Source organism: Kitasatospora sp. NPDC004615 (assembly GCF_042873545.1).
Taxonomy (GTDB): Bacteria; Actinomycetota; Actinomycetes; order Streptomycetales; family Streptomycetaceae; genus Kitasatospora.
Genome location: NZ_JBIALQ010000009.1, coordinates 46462 through 63863, shown reverse-complemented (window position 1 = coordinate 63863; position 17402 = coordinate 46462). Strand labels below are relative to the sequence as shown.

Annotated in this window: 15 protein-coding genes; 12 read left to right on the top strand and 3 right to left on the bottom strand. The window is 73.3% G+C overall.

Going from position 1 to position 17402, the window contains the following annotated elements:
- Window positions 1-34: 34 nt before the first annotated feature.
- On the bottom strand, window positions 35-937 hold the full coding sequence (locus ACFYS8_RS28415) for a HipA family kinase (RefSeq protein ID WP_387646131.1): 903 nt from the start codon (window positions 935-937) through the stop codon (window positions 35-37).
- 320 nt (window positions 938-1257) lie between these two features.
- Between ACFYS8_RS28415 and ACFYS8_RS28410 the strand changes: the two genes are divergently transcribed.
- The 9 genes from ACFYS8_RS28410 (at window position 1258) to ACFYS8_RS28370 (ending at window position 11847) form a co-directional block, all read left to right on the top strand.
- The gene (locus ACFYS8_RS28410; RefSeq protein ID WP_387646129.1) at window positions 1258-1698 is read left to right on the top strand and encodes an SRPBCC family protein; all 441 of its coding nucleotides are present in this window, start codon (window positions 1258-1260) and stop codon (window positions 1696-1698) included.
- Window positions 1699-1831: 133 nt separating this feature from the next.
- Window positions 1832-2995 (top strand): glycosyltransferase, encoded by a 1164-nt coding sequence (locus tag ACFYS8_RS28405; RefSeq protein WP_387646127.1) that lies wholly within the window; start codon window positions 1832-1834, stop codon window positions 2993-2995.
- Window positions 2996-3230: 235 nt separating this feature from the next.
- Complete coding sequence (locus ACFYS8_RS28400) at window positions 3231-4742, top strand: sugar transferase (RefSeq protein WP_387646126.1); 1512 nt, start codon at window positions 3231-3233, stop codon at window positions 4740-4742.
- Between the two features lie 9 nt (window positions 4743-4751).
- Window positions 4752-6119 carry an O-antigen ligase family protein gene (locus ACFYS8_RS28395; protein WP_387646124.1) on the top strand — a complete coding sequence of 456 codons (1368 nt, stop codon included), beginning with the start codon at window positions 4752-4754 and terminating at the stop codon, window positions 6117-6119.
- Window positions 6116-7828: a lipid II flippase MurJ gene (locus tag ACFYS8_RS28390; protein ID WP_387646121.1), complete on the top strand. Its 1713-nt coding sequence runs from the start codon at window positions 6116-6118 to the stop codon at window positions 7826-7828. The genes ACFYS8_RS28395 and ACFYS8_RS28390 overlap by 4 nt, the downstream gene beginning before the upstream one ends.
- A complete protein-coding gene (locus tag ACFYS8_RS28385) occupies window positions 7821-8606 on the top strand; it encodes a polysaccharide deacetylase family protein (protein ID WP_387646118.1) in 786 nt (261 codons plus the stop codon). The genes ACFYS8_RS28390 and ACFYS8_RS28385 overlap by 8 nt, the downstream gene beginning before the upstream one ends.
- Window positions 8603-9754: a glycosyltransferase gene (locus ACFYS8_RS28380; protein ID WP_387646115.1), complete on the top strand. Its 1152-nt coding sequence runs from the start codon at window positions 8603-8605 to the stop codon at window positions 9752-9754. The genes ACFYS8_RS28385 and ACFYS8_RS28380 overlap by 4 nt, the downstream gene beginning before the upstream one ends.
- Before the next feature lie 282 nt (window positions 9755-10036).
- The gene (locus ACFYS8_RS28375) at window positions 10037-10669 is read left to right on the top strand and encodes a Wzz/FepE/Etk N-terminal domain-containing protein (protein WP_387646113.1); all 633 of its coding nucleotides are present in this window, start codon (window positions 10037-10039) and stop codon (window positions 10667-10669) included.
- Window positions 10666-11847, top strand: a complete 1182-nt coding sequence (locus ACFYS8_RS28370; RefSeq protein WP_387646110.1) for a GNAT family N-acetyltransferase — start codon at window positions 10666-10668, stop codon at window positions 11845-11847. Before ACFYS8_RS28375 ends, ACFYS8_RS28370 begins: the two co-directional genes overlap by 4 nt.
- Here ACFYS8_RS28370 and ACFYS8_RS28365 read toward each other — a convergent pair.
- Together ACFYS8_RS28365 and ACFYS8_RS28360 are read right to left on the bottom strand one after the other, a co-directional pair.
- Window positions 11824-12909 (bottom strand): glycoside hydrolase family 26 protein, encoded by a 1086-nt coding sequence (locus tag ACFYS8_RS28365; RefSeq protein ID WP_387646108.1) that lies wholly within the window; start codon window positions 12907-12909, stop codon window positions 11824-11826. The two genes, ACFYS8_RS28370 and ACFYS8_RS28365, sit on opposite strands and share 24 nt — an antisense overlap.
- Before the next feature lie 104 nt (window positions 12910-13013).
- Window positions 13014-13892: a neutral zinc metallopeptidase gene (locus ACFYS8_RS28360; RefSeq protein ID WP_387646105.1), complete on the bottom strand. Its 879-nt coding sequence runs from the start codon at window positions 13890-13892 to the stop codon at window positions 13014-13016.
- A 189-nt stretch (window positions 13893-14081) separates the two neighbouring features.
- On the opposite strand from ACFYS8_RS28360, the gene ACFYS8_RS28355 reads away from it, so the two are divergent.
- The 3 genes from ACFYS8_RS28355 to ACFYS8_RS28345 all read left to right on the top strand — a co-directional run bounded on the left by ACFYS8_RS28355 (window position 14082) and on the right by ACFYS8_RS28345 (window position 17269).
- Complete coding sequence (locus ACFYS8_RS28355; RefSeq protein ID WP_387646103.1) at window positions 14082-14990, top strand: hypothetical protein; 909 nt, start codon at window positions 14082-14084, stop codon at window positions 14988-14990.
- 107 nt (window positions 14991-15097) lie between these two features.
- A complete protein-coding gene (locus tag ACFYS8_RS28350) occupies window positions 15098-16696 on the top strand; it encodes an ABC-F family ATP-binding cassette domain-containing protein (protein ID WP_387646100.1) in 1599 nt (532 codons plus the stop codon).
- A gap of 339 nt (window positions 16697-17035) precedes the next feature.
- Complete coding sequence (locus ACFYS8_RS28345) at window positions 17036-17269, top strand: helix-turn-helix domain-containing protein (RefSeq protein ID WP_014138756.1); 234 nt, start codon at window positions 17036-17038, stop codon at window positions 17267-17269.
- Window positions 17270-17402 lie beyond the last annotated feature (133 nt).

The following is a 17402-nucleotide window of genomic DNA, read 5'->3' as shown; positions in this document are numbered from 1 at the left end:
CGGCAGGCTCACGCGTGCCGCAGCCGACCGCAGGTCAGTTCTCCTCGCCGACGTGCCGGGACCAGTCCGATTCCACCGAGGCCAGGCCGGCCCGGTTCGGCACCTGCTTCAGCCAGGCCGGCCGGGCCGCCGTGCGGGCCGCCGCGGCCCGCTCCTCGGCGGCGCGGATCTGCTCCGGGGTGGCGAACCCCTCCGGCAGCCAGGCCGCGGAGTTCGTGACCCGGGCCGCCAGGTGTTCCACGTACGCGGCCCGGACGGCGGCGGGCGAGTCGAAGCCCGGCTCGTCGGCCAGCCAGGCGTCCGGCACCAACTCGGTGATCTCGGCCAGTAGTTGGGACGTCACCTGGGGCGCCAGCGCGGCGTCCGCGGCGGCCACGTCGGGGCCGTAGCCGCCCAGCGCGTGGCCGCTCAGGTCGTAGCGCTTGTGCACCGAGGCGTGGGCCGAGGACCAGCGGTGGTGGAAGATCAGACCGGCGCCGTTGTCGATCAGCCAGAGCTTCCCGTGCCAGACCATCAGGTTCGGGTTGTGCACGCTGCGGTCGACGTTGCCGGTGAGCGCGTCCAGCCAGACGATCCGGCCGGCCTCGGCGGGGGAGACCTCGATCATTCCCGGCTTGAAGTCGCGGGCGCCCGGCAGCAGGTCCATGCCCAGGTTGCGGCCCGCGCTGGCCTTCAGCAGGTCCTGGATCTCCTGGTCCGGCTCGTTCGCCGCCACCGCCGGGTCGAAGTCCACCAGCACCAGCGGCGGCACCCGCAGGCCCAGCCGCCGCGCCAGCTCACCGACGATCACCTCGGCCACCAGTGCCTTGACGCCCTGCGCCGCACCGGTGAACTTCACCACGTACGTGCCGAGGTCGTCGGCCTCCACCACCCCGGGCACCGAACCGCCCGCCCGCAGCGGATCGACGTACCGCAGCGCCGTCACTTCATCCAGCATCCGCCCACCCTAACGCCTGTCCGGCCGGTCTTGCCGGGCGCGCGAAGCCGGATCATCCCGCCTGGAAGCACCGGCAAACCATCCAAGTACACCCAGTACGAGGACGGTTCGCCGGCACTCCCAGCCGGGCGCGAAATGGGGGCACCTCCCAGCCCGCAAGGGCTGGGGGATCCGCGCGCTGATCCGACAAGACCGACCGGACAGGCGTTGCGACCCGGTTCCCGGTTTGGCGGGGGCAGGCCGCGATGGTTGGCTTGGCGGCGACGCCGAGTGCAGATGTGCAGAGGCGCAGATGACCCGGACCGAGGAGAAGTGAGCGAATGGGCAAGGTGCACGCCACCACCGAGCGGACGTACGGGGCCGACCCGGCCCGGGTGTACGAGGCGCTGGCCGACTACGCGGTGACCCGGCCGAAGTTGCTGCCCGCGCAGTACAGCGAGTACGAGGTGCGGGCCGGCGGCACCGGCGCGGGTACCCAGGTGCACTGGAAGCTCCAGGCCACCGAGAAGCGGGTCCGGGACTGCCTGTTCACGGTGACGGCGCCGACCCCGGACACCCTGGTGGAGACCGACGCCAACTCCTCGATGGTGATCACCTGGACGGTCGCGGCGGCCGGCGAGCACGGCAGCAAGGTCACGGTCGAGGCGACCTGGACGGGGGCGACCGGCATCGGCGGCTTCTTCGAGCGGACCTTCGCGCCCAAGGGCCTGAACCGGATCCACGACCAGGTGCTGGCCAACCTGGCGGCCGAACTCGGCTGAGCCTCACTCACCCCCTCCGAGGCTATTCACACACCCGTACGGCGCATCAGCCGTACGGGTGTGCCCGTTCCCCGGGACGGGTGAAGCGGCCCCGGCCGGGTGCGGTCGTCAACTTAGGCTCCGGGCCGTGCAGATGACGATCCTTCATGTCTCCCAACCGACCGACGGCGGCGTGGCCCGGGTGGTGGTCGACCTGGTGCGCGGGCAGCGCGCGGTCGGCTGCCGGGTCCTGGTGGCCTGCCCGCCCGGCGGCCGGCTCGCCCAGGAGGCCGCCGCGGCCGGCGCCCGGGTGCTGGACTGGCCGGCCGAGCGCTCGCCCGGGCCGGGCACCGTCGGCGAGGCCTGGCGGCTGCGCCGGATCATCCGCGGCGCCGCGCCGGACGTGCTGCACCTGCACAGCGCGAAGGCGGGGCTGGCCGGCCGGCTGGCCGCCCGCGGCGCCGTGCCCACGGTGTTCCAGCCGCACGCCTGGTCGTTCGCCGCCGTCGAGGGCGCCCTCGCCGAGGTCAGCCTGCGCTGGGAGCGGCACGCCACCCGGTGGGCCCGGATCGTGCTGTGCGTCAGCGAGCAGGAGAAGGCGGACGGCGTGGCGGCGGGGCTGGTCGCGGACTGGCGGGTGGTGCCGAACGGCGTGGACCTGGCGCACTTCGCGCCCGCCGACCAGGCGTCCCGGCGGGCCGCCCGGATGGCCCTGGGCCTGGAGCAGTACGTCCCGCTGGCGGTGTGTGTGGGCCGGCTGTGCCGACAGAAGGGCCAGGACGTCCTGCTGGACGCCTGGGAGCAGGTGCAGCGCCGGCTGCCGGAGGCCCGGCTGGTGCTGGTCGGCGGCGGCCCGGACGCGGAGGCGCTGGCGGGCCGGGTGCGGGCGCTGCCCGATCCGTCGCGGGTGCGGCTGGTGGGCGATGTGGCGGATCCGCGGCTGTGGTTGGCGGCCGCGGATCTGGTGGTGCTGCCCTCGCGCTGGGAGGGGATGGCGCTGGCGCCGCTGGAGGCGATGGCCTGCGGGCGGCCGGTGCTGCTGACCGATGTGCCGGGGGCGCGGGAGTGCGTGCCGCCGGGTGAGCTCGGCCGTTCGGTAGTGCCGCCGGAGAATTCCCGTGCGATGGGCGAACGGTTGGCCGAATTCCTGTCGGATCGGATCGAATGCGAACGGCGCGGTGTTCTGGCCGGGTCACACGTGGCTGAAAATCACGATATCCGGCAAGTAATCTCGCAGGTGGCGGCGATTTACCGGACTATTGTTCGGACCCGGGTGGTCCCGGCGGGTCGCACATCCCGTGTCCCGCAGTGGTTCTGATCGTTTGTCAGACCGTGAACGCCCGCCCGTGCAGGTGTGGCCTTCCCTTCTGGATGTCCGATTATTAGGCGGGTGGAATGAAATGGCATGTCAGCTCTCTGCGCGTGCAATGGCGTTCGGTAATGTCTGATTCTGCCTGCTTCATCCCCATTTTCTGTCAGGGGAATGGTCGACCGCCGTGCTCGGCAGCAGGTGATTTCCCGGACGGGTTCACAGCAGGGGAGTTCGTGCGCCGATGACCATTGACCACGAGAGCGTGCCGCGGTCCGCCGACGTGCTGGCGGGTACCGGTCGCCGCGGCAACCATCACGGCGCGGGACTGCTCGACCGGCCGAGCTCCCGGGCGCTGCCGACCAGGACCTACGCCGGCGTCGGCCGCCACCGCGGCCGGCTGCACTCTCGGGTCGCCCTGCCGCTCGCCCTCGCCACCGCCGACACCCTGGCGGTCGCACTGGCCGCCGCCGTCACCGCCCCGGCCGCCACCCGGCCGGTCGCCACCGCCCTCCTGCTGCTGCCCGCACTGCTCCCGCTCAACCTGGCCGGCGGCCTCTACCGCAGCCGGCTCAGCCTCTCCGCCCTCGACGAGTTCCCCGCGCTGGCCGCCCGCGCCGCCGTCGCCACCGCGTTCGCCGTCACCGTCGACGCCTGCCTGACCGGCCACTGGACCGACCTCGGCGCGATGGGCCCGCTGCGACTGCTCGGCCTGCTGCTGCTGATGCTCCCGCTCGCCGCCCTCGGCCGCGCCTACGTCCACCACCTGACCCGCCGGGCCCGCCGCCGCCGTCCCAGCCCGGTGCTGATCCTCGGCGCCGGCCAACTCGGCCAGCGGATCGCCGGCGTGCTCACCGCCCGACCCGAGTACGGCCTGCGGCCGGTCGGCTACCTCGACGCCGACCCGGTGCTGCTGCCCCCCGGCGGCCCACTGCCGGTGCTCGGCGGCCGCGAGGTGCTCGGCCGGGTGCTGCGCCGCTACCGCGTCCACCACGTGCTGGCCACCGGCGGCGCCGCCGACGACGCCGACACGCTGGCCGCGATGCGGCACGCCGCCCGGCTCGGCTGCCAGGTCTGGCTGCTGCCCGGCCTGCGCGAGTTCGACTCGGTGCAGGGCACCGGCGACCACCTGTGGGGCTTCCCCTGTCTGCGGCTCGGCGCCCCCGCGATGCGCCGCCACGGCTGGGCCGTCAAACGCGGCTTCGACATCGCCGCGGCCGGCCTCGGCCTGCTGCTGATCTCCCCGCTGCTGGCCGCCTGCGCCCTCGCGGTGCGCTGGGAGACCGGCCCGGGCGTGCTGTTCCGCCAGCAGCGCACCGGGCTGGACGGCCGGGTGTTCACCCTCCTCAAGTTCCGCACCCTGCGCCCCAGCAACGAACACGAGTCCGCCACCCGCTGGAACATCGCGCAGGACCACCGGATGGGCACCGTCGGCAAGTTCCTGCGCAAGGCCTCGCTGGACGAGCTCCCGCAGCTGTGGAACGTGCTCCGCGGCGACATGAGCCTGGTCGGCCCGCGCCCCGAACGCCCCTACTTCGTCATGCGGTTCGGCCAGGCCTACCCCGAGTACGCCGACCGGCACCGCGTCCCGTCCGGGCTCACCGGCCTGGCCCAGGTCAGCGGCCTGCGCGGGGACACCTCCATCGAGGACCGGGCCCGGTTCGACAACCGCTACATCGAGGGCTGGACGTTGTGGCAGGACGCCAAGATCCTGCTGCGCACCGCCGCTCTCGTGGTCCGCCCGGACGGGAGCTGACCGCAGGCCGTGGCCGTCACCCTCCGACTCCCGCCCGCCACGGGCCGGTTCACCGGCCGAGCCGCACCCCGGCAGCGCCGGCTCGCACCCCGGCCGAGCTGGCTCGCCGCCGCCACCGTGCTGCTGGTCTGCGTCCCCACCGGCGAGAAGGACGTCACCGCCGCCGTCCACGTCACCCCGGCCGACCTGGCCTCGCTCGCGCTGGTCGCACTGACCGCCGTCCAACTGCTGCGCGCCCGGCTGCCCCGGCTCGACCCGGCGGCCGCCGTGCTGTTCGGCGGCGTGGTGCTGGCCGCCGCCGCGGCCACCGTGCACTCCGTCGACCCGTCGGCCAGCCTCACCGGCTTCGTCCGGCTGGCGCAGATCTTCGTACTGGTGCCCGCCGCCGTGCTGCTCGCCGTCCGCGACCGCGACGACCGGCGGCTGGTGCTCGGCTCGTTCGTGCTGGCCGCGCTGATCGAGGGCGCGGTCGGCGCCACCCAGTACCTGACCCGCACCGGCGCCTCCTACACCGGGCAGCCGATCCGCGCCGTCGGCACCTTCGGCGCGCTCGACATCATGGCGATGTCCGGCGTGGTCTCGTTCGGGCTGCTCGCCGCCCTCGGGCTTGGCCTGGCCGAACGCGGCCCCGGCGGCAGCCGCGCGCTGCGCCGCGCGATGTGGGCGAGCGCCGCGTTCCTGGCCTTCCCGCTGGCCGTGTCGTTCAGCCGGGGCAGCTGGATCGCCACCGCCGTCGCCGCCTCCGTGCTGCTGCTGCGCGCCGACGCCCGGCTGGCCGTCAGGGGCGTGCTGGTCGGCGCCGCCGCCGCGGTGGTGCTGGTCGGGGGGCTCGGCCTCGGCGCGTCCGGCGTCACCGAGCGGCTCAGCTCGATCGGCTCGGTCTCCGCCGCCCCCGACCAGTCCGTCTCCGACCGCTACGACCTGTGGGCCACCGCGGGCCGGATCTGGCAGGACCACCCGGTGGCCGGCGCCGGACCCAAGGCGTTCCAGCAACTGCGCGACAGCCGCGCCCCGCTGAGGCTCTCCTCCGGCAGCGACGCCGCGGACTCCACCATCGGCTTCCAGCGCGAACCGCTGCTCTCCCCGCACAACATGTACTTCCTGGTGCTCAGCGAACAGGGCCTGCTCGGGGTGGTCGCCTACCTCGCGCTGTTCCTGACCCTGCTGCTCGGCTGCCTGCGCCGCGCCACCGGCCCCGGCCTGGCCGCCCTCGCGCTGCTCTGCTGGGTGCTCTGGGACTTCCTGTACGCCGACATCGGCGGCACCACCACCGTGCTGACCTCCGTGGTGCTCGGCCTCGCCGCCCGCACCGCGCTGCCGGGGCCCGACTCTCGGGCCGCGAACGGTCCCGACTCCCGTGGAGCGAACGGCACATGACCACAGACCAGCCGGTGGCGCAGGTCACCACCGGCGTCCCCGTACCGGCCCCCCGCAGCGAGGGCGACGACGCCGCACCCCGGGGCGGCTTCCTGGCCAAGGCGTTCGGCGTGACGGCGCTGCTCAGCGCGGCCGGCTCCGGCCTCGGCCTGCTCCGCGACCTGCTGCTGGCCCGCTACTTCGGCGCCAACCAGGGCACCGACGCGTTCCTGGTCGCCTGGACGGTACCGGAGACCGCCGCGCCGCTGCTGATCGAGGACGCGATGGCCTTCCTGATGGTCCCGGCCTTCAGCCTGGCCCTGGTACTGCGCGAGGAACGCCCCCAAGGGCCGGACCCGGTACGGCAGTTGACCCGCTCCACGCTGCCCTGGCTGCTGCTCGCGCTGTGCACGCTGTCCGGCACCGTCGCGCTGTTCGCCCCGCAGCTGGTCGACCTGCTCGCCCCCGGCCTGGCCGACCCGCGGCTCGCCGTCACCTGCACCCGGATCACCGCGTTCACCGTGGTGCCGTTCGGCGTGGCCGGCTACCTGGCCTCCGCGCTGCGCGCGCTGCACGCCTTCACCGCGCCCGCCGTCATCTACGTGATGTACAACCTGGGCATCCTGGCGCTGCTGCTCAGCGGCCACCGCCTGCTCGGGGTGCGCTCCGCCGCGCTCGGCGTGGCGCTCGGCAGCCTGCTGATGGCGGGCGTGCTGGTGGTGCCGTTCGCCCGCAGGCTGCGCGTCCGCAAGCGGCGGGCCCGGCGGCGCGGCGCCGTGCGCGGGCTGGTGCTGATCCCGCTGGCGCTGCTGCCGGTGGCCGCGTTCTCGCTGACCCGGCAGTCCCAGGTGTTCATCGAGCGCTACCTCGGCTCGGCGCTGCCGCCCGGCACCATCTCGCACCTCAACTACGCCGCGAAAGTCAGCCAGTTGGCGATGACCTCGGCGATCCTGATCGTCACCGTGACGTTCCCCGTGGTGGCCCGGGCGATGGCCGCCGGCGACCTCACCGCCGCCCGCGACCGGGTCGAGAAGGACCTCGGTCAGGCGGCGGCGCTGGTGCTGCTCGGCACCGCCTTCCTGCTGTCCTGCGCACCCGCCGTGGTCTCGCTGCTGTTCCAGCGCGGCGCGTTCGGCCCCGCCGACACCGAGGCCACCGCGGCCGTCATCCGGGTGTACAGCTTCGGCCTGCCCGCCCAGGCGATGATCGGCGTGATGGTGCGGCCGTACTTCTGCGTCCGCCCGGTGGTGCGGCGCGCCGAGGCCCCGCGCGCCGAGGGCGACCGGACCACCTGGCTGGACTGGTACCCGGTCGGCGCGATGACGCTCGGACTGGTCGTCACCTTCACCCTCGGCGTCACCCTCACCCCGCACTTCGGGGCGCCCGGCCTGGCCGCCGGAAACGCGGTCGGGATCACCTTCACCGCGGCGCTGCTGATGCGCGGCCTGATGCTGCGCGGCATCGCCCTGCGGCTCGGCCTGGTGCTCGGCGGGCAGGCCCGGCTGCTGGCCGCCGCGATCGCCGCCGCCGCGGCCGGCTCGCTGGCCGTCCGGGCGGCCACCGCGCCGCTGCCCGCCGCCCTGCTCGGCGGCGCCACCGTCCTGCTGGTCTTCGCGGCCCTCGGCACGCTGTTCGGCGTCCCCGAGGTCCGCGGACCGGTCCTGGCGATGCTCGCCCGGGCCCGGCGACCGCACGCCCCCTCACCCGCCGAAGGGAAGCCGCATGGTTGAAACCTGTCTGCCGGCGCAGGTGCTCGCACCCCGGCTCGCACCCTGGATCCTGATGTACCACTCGGTCGCCGAGGAGGACGAGGATCCCTACCAGCTCACCGTCAGCCCGGAACGGTTCGCCGAACAGATGGACTGGCTGCACCGCTCCGGCCGGCGCGGCGTCAGCGTCCGCGAACTGCTCGACGCCCAGGCCCTCGGCCGGGAGTCCAAACTGGTCGGCCTGACCTTCGACGACGGCTACGCCGACTTCGCCCGGCACGCCGTCCCGGTGCTGCGCGAGTACGGCTTCACCGCCACCGCGTACGTGATGCCCGACCTGCTCGGCGCCGCCAACCACTGGGACGTCGAAGGCCCCCGGAAGAAACTGCTGACCGTCGACCAGGTCATCGAACTCGCCGCCTCGGGCTGGGAGATCGGCTCGCACGGCCTGGGCCACCAGGCCCTGTCCGGGCTGCCGCCCGCCGCACTGGAACGCCAGACCAAGGAGAGCCGCCGCGACCTGGAAGACCTGGTCGGCGGCCCCGTCACCGGCTTCTGCTACCCGTACGGCGCCGTCGACCTGCCCGCCACCCGGGCCGTACGGGACGCCGGCTACGACTACGCCTGCGCCATCGAGCACTCCTCGCTGACCGGCCGGCACGCCCTGCCGCGCAGCTACGTCGGCGACCGCGACGGCGCCTGGCGGCTGCGCGCCAAGCGCAGCCGGCACCGCTGGCGCGAGGCCGTCACCGGACTGCGCTGGGCCCCGCCGAAGCCCGCCGCGGGGGAGCGGTGGTGAAGGTCCTGCACGTGGTCACCGGCCTGCACGCGGGCGGCGCGGAACGCCAACTCGCGTTGCTGCTGCGGCATTTGCCGAAGGACCAGCGGCACGAGGTGGCCACCCTGACCAACCCCGGCACGGTGGCCCGCGAACTGCGCGCCGACGGATTCACCGTCCATCACCTCGCCATGCGCGGCAACCGCGACCTCGGCGTGCTGCCCCGGCTCACCCGGCTGATCCGGGCCGGCCGCTACGACCTGGTCCACACCCACCTGTACCGGGCCATGCTGTACGGCCGCCTCGCCGCCCGGCTGGCCGGGGTGCGGGGCGTGCTCGCCACCGAGCACTCGCTACAGGTCGGCGAGATCGAGGGCCGGCCCACCTCGGCCGGCGTCAAGGCGCTGTACCTGGCCGCCGAACGGCTCGGCGGCACCACCCTGGCGGTCTCCGGCCAGGTCGCCGCCGTGCTCGACTCCTGGGGCGTGCCCGCCCACCGGGTCCGGCGGCTGCCGAACGGCATCGACGCCGCCCGGTACCGCTTCCCACCCGCCGAACGGGCCGCCCACCGTGCCCGGCTGCGCGCCGAACTCGGCATCCCCGCCGACGCGTTCGTGGCCGGCGGGGTCGGCCGGCTGGTGCCCGGCAAGCGCTTCCACGTTCCGCTGGAGGCGCTCGCCGCGCTCCCGGCGGGCACCCGGCTGCTGCTGGTCGGCGAGGGCCCCGAACGGGCCGAACTCACCGCCCGCGCCGAGCAGTCGGGCGTCCGCGAACGGCTGGTGCTCACCGGCGAACGCGACGACGTGCCCGAACTGCTCACCGCGATGGACGTGCTGGTCTCGCCGTCCCGCGCGGAGACCTTCGGACTCGCCGCCCTGGAGGCCCTGGCCGCCGGACTGCCGGTGCTGCACTCCGCCTGCCCGGCACTGGCCGAACTCCCGGTCGGCGCCGCCCCGCACGCCCGCCTGCTGCCGTCCGAACCCGCCGCCTACACCCGCGAGTTGACCGCCGCCGCCGCCGCACCGCCCGGACCCGTCCCGGTCCCGCCCGCCGTCGCGCACTACGACATCACCCGGATCGCGGCCGAACTGGCCGCCCTCTACCGGGAGTCCGCCGGCGCCCTGCCCGGCCCCCGCCACCCCGCACGCCGCCGCGCGGGCGCGCACTGACCCCCGCCATCCCGTCTCTGGAGTCCCCCGATGCCTGCACTTCGCCGTCGCGCTCGTGCGCTGGCCTGCCGCTGGTGGCCGATGGCCGTGGCCGTCCTGCCAGGTGCGGCGGCCCGCCTCCGCTGATCCCGTTTCCCTCGTTTCTGGAGTCCCCCGATGCCCCTACTACGCCGTCGCGCTCGTGCGCTGGCCTGCCGCTGGTGGCCGATGGCCGTGGCCGTCCCGCCAGGTGCGGCGGCCCGCCTCTGCTGACCCCGTTCCCCTCGTTTCCTGGAGTCCCCGATGCCCGTACCACGCCGCCGCTTCCGCGCGCTGGCCCGCCGCTGGTGGCCGATGGCCGTCGCCGTCCCGCTCGGTGCGGCGGCCGGCACCGGCTACGCCGTCGTCTCGCACCCGTCCTACGCTTCCTCCGCCTACGTGGTGGTGGTCCCGCAGAACGCCGGTGAGAACGCCAGCGCCGTCAACTTCGCCCAGGCGTACGGCCGGCTCACCGGCCAGCCGCAGGTGCTGATCGGTGCCGCCGCCGAGACCCACCACTCGGTGGCCGCGCTGGCCGCCCTGGTGCGCGGCACCACTTCCCCGGACGCCCCGGTGATCGAGATCACCGGCACCGGCCCCCGCCCCGAGGACGCCGTGCAGAACGCCGGCGCGGTCGCCCGGTCGCTGATGGCGTTCGGCAATTCCGGCAGCAAGGAGACCGGCGTCAAACTGGTCCAACTGGCCGCCGCCGCCGAACCCGACGCCCCCGCCTCGCCGTCCGCCACCCTGGACACCGCGGTCGGCGGCGCCGCCGGCGTGCTGCTCGGCACCCTGGTGATGCTCACCCGCCGGGGGCCCGGCCCGGACCCCGGCTCCACCACTGCCGTGTTTCCCACCCAGGCCGAGACCCCGCGGACCGAAGGGGTGTACCGATGAAGCTCCGCCAGCCGCCCGCCACCGCCGCCAAGGTCCCCGCCCAGGCCGACCACGCCGCCGCCGACCGCCACCGCTGGACCGCCGAAGTCCTGCGTAGCGACGACGCGTTGGACACGGTCGCCGACGACTGGGACGACCTCTACCGCCGCTGCTCCACCGCCACGGTCTTCCAGTCCGCGCCCTGGCTGCGCTCCTGGTGGCAGGGCTACGGCCGCCCGGGCGCCCTGGTCCTGGTGCTGGTCCGCCGCGACGGCCGGCTGGTCGCCGCCGCCGCACTGCGCCGCCGGGGCCCGTTCGGCGGCCTGACCAACCTGGGCGCGGGCCTGGTCGACTTCACCGATGTCCTGCTGGACGACGAGTGCGCCGACCGGGCCGCCGCCGAACTCGCCGCCGCACTGCCGCTGCGCCGCCCCTGGCACAGTCTGGATCTGCGCGAGGTGCACCCCGAGGCCGCCCTGCAGCGGGTGTTCGCGCACTGGCCGGGCCGCCGGCACCGGTTCGCCGACTCGATGTGCCAGTACCTGCCCGCCGTCCCGATGGACCAGCTGCTCAAGCGGCTGCCCGGCAAGACCGCGCAGCGCAGCCGGGTCAAACTGCGGAAGATCGCCGAGGCCGGGATCCGGGTGCACACCGCCACCGCCGACGAAGTCCCGGACACCGTCCGCGAGTTGCTGCGCCTGCACCGCCTCCAGTGGCAGGACCGCGGCGTCACCCCCGAGCACCGCACCGAGCGCTTCGCGCACCACCTCACCGAGTCCACCGCCGCCCTGGTGGCCACCCGCCGGGCGGCCATACAGCGTTTCGAGCTCGACGGGCAGGTGGTCGCGGTCGACCTGATCCTGCTGTGCAACCCCTTCGCCGGCCTCTACATGTACGGCGCCCACCCCGGCCTGCGCGAGCGACTGGACATCGCCGGCCTGCTGTTCGGCGGCGCACTGGACGAGGTGCGTGCCGCCGGGATCCCGCAACTGAGCCTGCTGCGCGGCCAGGAGCCGTACAAGCAGCGCTGGCGGCCCGACCAACTGCCCAACCAGCGGCTGGTGTTCGGCCCCGGCCGACTCGCCCCGTCCGCCGCCGTCCGGGCCCTGCGGGTGCGGGCCCGGACCACCGCCGTGCGGCTGCTGCGGACCAGGCTGCCGAAGCTGAAGGAGGCGCTAGTGCGGGCCGGGCTTCGGTGACGGCATGAGGGCCGGCCCCGCCGCCCCGGACGAGCCGGACATCAACTGCTTGAAGACGTCCGCCGACCTCGGGTTGTCCTGGCACTGCCAGAAGCCGTGCGGGCAGTAGTCGGTGACGGTCTGGTAGGCGGTGTCGTGGGTGCGCATCCACTCGACCATCCGGCGCACGTACTCCGGGTTGTCGCCGTTGCGGAACAGCCCCCACTCGGGGTAGGAGACCGGCTTGCCGCGCTTGGCCGCGAACTCCACCTGGTCCTGCAGCCCGTACGGCTCGCTGACGTACTGGTCGAAGGTGCCGCCCGCGGGCATGTCGTAGCTGTCCATCCCGAGGATGTCGACCACGTCGTCACCGGGGTAGCAGCGCGTCCAGGGGATCGCGTCCAGCCCGCGGGTGGGGGTGAAGTCGAAGGCGAAGTGCTGCCCGGGCACCGAGCGCATCACGCCGACGATCCGCCGCCAGTACGCCTTCCACGCGCCAGGGTCGGGCCGGCAGCGCGAGGTGTAGGTGATGCCGTTCATCTCCCAGCCCAGGGTGATGGTGGTGTCGCCGCCGCCCAGTGCCACCAACTTGCGGGCCAGGCGCAGGAAGTGCTGGTCGAACTCGCCCTTGTTGCCGCGGGCCAGCAGGCCGGCCACCTCGCCGTCCGGCACGTTCCCCTCGTTGGGGACCAGCATCGGCACGCCCAGCACCAGCCGCCGGGACTGGTCGGCCTGCCGCCACTGCGACCACAGGCCGAGCACCACCGGCTCGCCCTCGATGTCCCGCCAGCTGTTGCCTGCCAGATAGGTGTGGCCGACCTGCATGTTGGCGTTGTTCAGCCAGGACGCCATCTTCGCGATGTTCGGGATGTACTCGTTCCAGGAACCGACGAACGCGCCGAACGGCACCTCGTGCACGGCCCGCTGGACCGTCGGACGGGGCGCCGCGCCGCGCGGCTGGATGGCGTCCGAGGAGAGCGCCGCGTGCCGCTCGGTCTGGCTGAGCGGCGTGCCCGAGGGCACGCTCGCGGTCGTCATCAGCAGCAGAGCGGCGGCAGCCAGGGTGAGACGGCCGAGGCGCATGGGCTCACTCCGAACGGACTCGGGGACAACTCGGGCGCCTGGAGCGTAACCTGACAGACCATCAGAAATGTCGCATGTCACCCCATCGGGTCATTGCCGCACGGTCATCCGAAGGTGTTGCACTTGGTCATGTCGCCGCTCTGGTAGCCGGTGGTGAACCACTGCTTGCGCTGCTCCGAGGAGCCGTGCGTCCAGGTCTCCGGGTTGGTCTTCCCGGTTGCGCGCTTCTGGATCCGGTCGTCGCCGACCGACTCGGCGGCGTCCAGCGCCCGGGCGATGTCGTCGTCGGTCAGCTTGGTGATCAGCGGACGGCCGGTGGAGGCCTGCGGGGTGGTGGTGGCGTGGTGCGTCCACACGCCCGCGTAGCAGTCCGCCTGGAGCTCGGACTTCACCGAGGCGCTGTCCGCGCCCTGCCGGTCGTTGCCGACCTTGACGCCGAGCAGGGTCTGCACGTGGTGCCCGTACTCGTGGGCCACCACGTAGGCCTCGGCGAACGGGCCGCCCTGGGCGCCCAGTTGGCGGCCCATGTCGTTGAAGAAGCCGAGGTCGAAGTAGGCCTTGTGGTCGCCCGGGCAGTAGAACGGCCCGATCGCCGAGGTCGCCGGGCCGCACGCGGTCTGGACCCGGTCGGTGAACAGAACGCTGTCCGCCTGCGAGTACTTCTTGCCGCGGTTCGCGAACTCGCCCTGCCAGTAGTTCTGGATGCTGTTCACCGTCGCCAGGATCCGGCAGTCCTGCCGCTTGTTTGCGTCCGCGCCGGTCTTGCAGGTCGAGGTCTGTGCCGTGCCGGTGGCCTTCCCCGCCGCCGGCGCACTGCTGCTGTGCGAGTTGCTGAACATGGACGGGTCCAGCCCCAGCACCAGGGCCACTATCAGGCCGACGATGCCGACCGCGCCGCCGCCGATCGCCACGGCGCCCCCGGGGATGCCGCGGCGGTCCTCCACCTGCGAGCCGTCCAGCTGGGCGTCGTCGTCGAATTCCATCCCTGTCTCACCTCTGTAACAGTCCGTCGGCCGGTCGAAGCCGTACCTTAGCGGGCCGTAACGACCGGGAGACGGCCTGCCGACGCAGGTCGCAACCGGTTGTGTCGGAACCGTATAAGGCGTGCGGCGGCGGCGTGGCGCGTTCGAATCCAGCTGAATTCCGTCGGGGCCGGACGGTACGCTCCGGCCGTGTCCTTCAATCCGCTGCGCACTCTGTCGCCCCGATCGGTACTGCCCGCCGCCGCCGCACTGCTGGTCCTCGCGGCAGGCGCGGCGGCCCACGCCAACCGCCCGCAACCGTTCGGGGACAAGGTCCTGCCCGGAGCGGCGGACGCCAGCCCGGTCGGCGCACAGTCGGCCAGCACCGGCGACCTGGACCTGAAGGTCGGCCCCGGCGTGGAGGCCTACTCGAGGGGCACCGGCGAACACCTGTGGTCCTACCGCCGCGACGGCGCCACCGCGCTCTACCTGACCATGGTCGGTGAGGACGCGGCCGTGGTCTGGGACGACGGCATGGTCACCTCCGTCAACCCGGCCGACCACTCCGTCCGCTGGCACCGCAGCGTCCCCGGCCTCGCCGACTGGCTGCGCGCCGACGGCGAACCCGGCGCGGCCGACCGCACCGACGAGCAGCGCCAGGCCCTCGCCGTGCAACGCGCCGCCGCCGCCCTGCACCCCTCCGCCGACTCCAAGGCCGACGCGTTCGTCACCGTGGTCACCCCCGGCCTGCTGATGGGCTTCCGCGACCGCGACGGCGACCTGCGCTTCAACTCCCGCCCCCCGGCGGGCTGCACCTTCGACCCGGCCCGCACCGCCCAGAGCGAGGACGCCGTCCTGGTGCCGCGGGTCTGCGTGCCCACCAACGGCGCCGCCCGCCAACTGCCCGGCGGCGTCATGGTGTTCGCGCTCAACGCGCCAGGCAACTTCCTCAACACCGGCCCCGACGTGAAGATGCGCCCACTGGACCGCCACCGCATCGCGATCGACGACGGCCCGGTGATCGGCACCTGGGTCTACGACACCACCCGCGGCGGCCGGGAGACCAACTGCGGCGCTTCGATGCCGTTCGCGGCGTCGACGCCCACCTGCGAGAAGTGACCCGGTGGGTTCGCGCCCTCCCACGCCCCCGGAAAACGTCTCGCGCGCTCCCGTAGACTGAAGCGAATGGCTGAGTGCCATCCCCACGTCTAGGAGTGACCCCAGCCATGATTACCGCGAACGCCCTGGAGCTTCGTGCCGGCGCCCGCATCCTGATCGAGTCGGCCAGTTTCCGGATCGCCCCGGGCGACCGGATCGGTCTGGTCGGCCGCAACGGTGCGGGCAAGACCACGCTCACCAAGGTGCTCGCGGGCGAGGGCCTGCCGGCCGGCGGTACCGTCACCCGCTCCGGCGAGGTCGGTTACCTGCCGCAGGACCCGCGTACCGGCGACCTCGACGTGCTCGCCCGGGACCGCATCCTGTCCGCCCGTGGCCTCGACACCGTGCTCAAGAAGATGCGCGAGAACGAGGAGCGGATGGCCAACGGCAAGGGCGCCACCCGCGACAACGCGATGAAGAAGTACGCCCGGCTGGAGACCGAGTTCCTCACCAAGGGCGGCTACGCCGCCGAGGCCGAGGCCGCCACCATCGCCGCCGCCCTCGGCCTGCCGGACCGGATCCTCGGCCAGGAGCTGCACACCCTCTCCGGTGGTCAGCGCCGCCGCGTCGAGCTGGCCCGGATCCTGTTCTCGGACGCCGACATCCTGCTGCTCGACGAGCCCACCAACCACCTCGACGCGGACTCGATCGCCTGGCTGCGGGACTTCCTGAAGACCTACAAGGGCGGCTTCATCGTCATCTCGCACGACGTCGACCTGGTCGAGACGGTCGTCAACAAGGTCTTCTACCTGGACGCCAACCGCTCCGCGATCGACGTCTACAACATGGGCTGGAAGCAGTACCAGCAGCAGCGCGAGGACGACGAGAAGCGCCGCAAGCGCGAGCGCGCCAACGCCGAGAAGAAGGCCGCGACCCTCAACTCGCAGGCCGACAAGATGCGCGCCAAGGCCACCAAGACCGTCGCCGCGCAGAACATGGCCCGCCGTGCCGAGAAGCTGCTCTCCGGCCTGGAGCAGGTTCGGGTCTCCGACAAGGTCGCCAAGCTGCGCTTCCCGGACCCGGCCCCGTGCGGCAAGACCCCGCTCACGGCCGAGGGCCTGTCGAAGTCGTACGGCTCGCTGGAGATCTTCACCGACGTGGGCCTGGCGATCGACCGCGGCTCCCGGGTGGTCATCCTCGGCCTCAACGGCGCCGGCAAGACCACCCTGCTGCGGATGCTGGCCGGCGTGGAGAAGCCGGACACCGGCGAGGTGATCCCGGGCCACGGCCTGAAGATCGGCTACTACGCCCAGGAGCACGAGACGCTCGACCCCGCGCGCACCGTGCTGGAGAACATGCGCTCCGCCGCGCCCGACACCGACCTGGTGCAGATCCGGAAGATCCTCGGCTCCTTCCTGTTCTCCGGCGACGACGTCGACAAGCCGGCCGGGGTGCTCTCCGGCGGTGAGAAGACCCGGCTCGCGCTGGCGTCGCTGGTGGTCTCCAGCGCCAACGTGCTGCTGCTCGACGAGCCCACCAACAACCTCGACCCGGCCAGCCGCGAGGAGATCCTCGGCGCGCTGCGCACCTTCACCGGCGCGGTCGTCCTGGTCACCCACGACGAGGGCGCGGTGGACGCGCTCCAGCCCGAGCGGATCATCCTGCTCCCCGACGGCGTCGAGGACCTGTGGAGCCCCGCCTACCACGACCTGGTGTCGCTCGCCTGAACCCCGGAGGTCCGAAGGCAACCGGCGAGTAGACGCCGGGTCGGCCGTCGGTACGAGGGGAACCGGTCGTCCGTCCAATCCGGGAACGCCCGGGCCCGCACAGCCGTTGGCTCTGCAGGCCCGGGCCGTTTCGTGCCCGCCCGGCGGGCTGAGCAGCGGATTCGCTCACCGAAGCGAATCGCGGAGGGGCGCGCACACCCTCCGTGAGCGCCCTGGTGCGCAGCGAACACCACCGGACGGGCCCGCTTTCCGGTGACGGACCTTGTCGAATGGGTGGCCAGGAGCCTTGCAATGGGTGATCATGGGAATCTGACTGATCACCTCTACGAGGAGGCACGGGTGGCCGAGACTCTGAAAAAGGGCAGCCGGGTGACAGGTGCCGCGCGTGAAAAGCTCGCGGCCGATCTCAAGAAGAAGTACGACTCCGGCGCGAGCATTCGCGCCCTCGCGGAGGAGACGGGCCGTTCCTACGGCTTCGTCCACCGGATGCTCAGCGAGTCCGGGGTCAACCTTCGAGGTCGTGGCGGTGCCACGCGCGGCAAGGGCAAAGCCGCTGCGGCCGCCGGTTCCTGACGGTCCATCACCTCAGGCGGGCGGTGCTCGAGCAGCCCCGGCCGCCCATGCTGCACCAGCACGCTGCTCGCCAACGCACGACGTTCCACACGGATCGGCGGCCGGGTTCTCCCGAGCCGCCGACCGCCGTTTC

Bases quoted from the DNA above. Each gene is read 5' to 3' on its own strand.
- ACFYS8_RS28405 (WP_387646127.1), top strand. From the start codon at position 1,832: ATGACGATCCTTCATGTCTCCCAACCGACCGACGGCGGCGTGGCCCGG.
- ACFYS8_RS28415 (WP_387646131.1), bottom strand. From the start codon at position 937: ATGCTGGATGAAGTGACGGCGCTGCGGTACGTCGATCCGCTGCGGGCG.
- ACFYS8_RS28410 (WP_387646129.1), top strand. From the start codon at position 1,258: ATGGGCAAGGTGCACGCCACCACCGAGCGGACGTACGGGGCCGACCCG.
- ACFYS8_RS28360 (WP_387646105.1), bottom strand. From the start codon at position 13,892: ATGGAATTCGACGACGACGCCCAGCTGGACGGCTCGCAGGTGGAGGAC.
- ACFYS8_RS28385 (WP_387646118.1), top strand. From the start codon at position 7,821: ATGGTTGAAACCTGTCTGCCGGCGCAGGTGCTCGCACCCCGGCTCGCA.
- ACFYS8_RS28350 (WP_387646100.1), top strand. From the start codon at position 15,098: ATGATTACCGCGAACGCCCTGGAGCTTCGTGCCGGCGCCCGCATCCTG.
- ACFYS8_RS28370 (WP_387646110.1), top strand. From the start codon at position 10,666: ATGAAGCTCCGCCAGCCGCCCGCCACCGCCGCCAAGGTCCCCGCCCAG.
- ACFYS8_RS28365 (WP_387646108.1), bottom strand. From the start codon at position 12,909: ATGCGCCTCGGCCGTCTCACCCTGGCTGCCGCCGCTCTGCTGCTGATG.
- ACFYS8_RS28400 (WP_387646126.1), top strand. From the start codon at position 3,231: ATGACCATTGACCACGAGAGCGTGCCGCGGTCCGCCGACGTGCTGGCG.
- ACFYS8_RS28390 (WP_387646121.1), top strand. From the start codon at position 6,116: ATGACCACAGACCAGCCGGTGGCGCAGGTCACCACCGGCGTCCCCGTA.
- ACFYS8_RS28375 (WP_387646113.1), top strand. From the start codon at position 10,037: ATGCCCGTACCACGCCGCCGCTTCCGCGCGCTGGCCCGCCGCTGGTGG.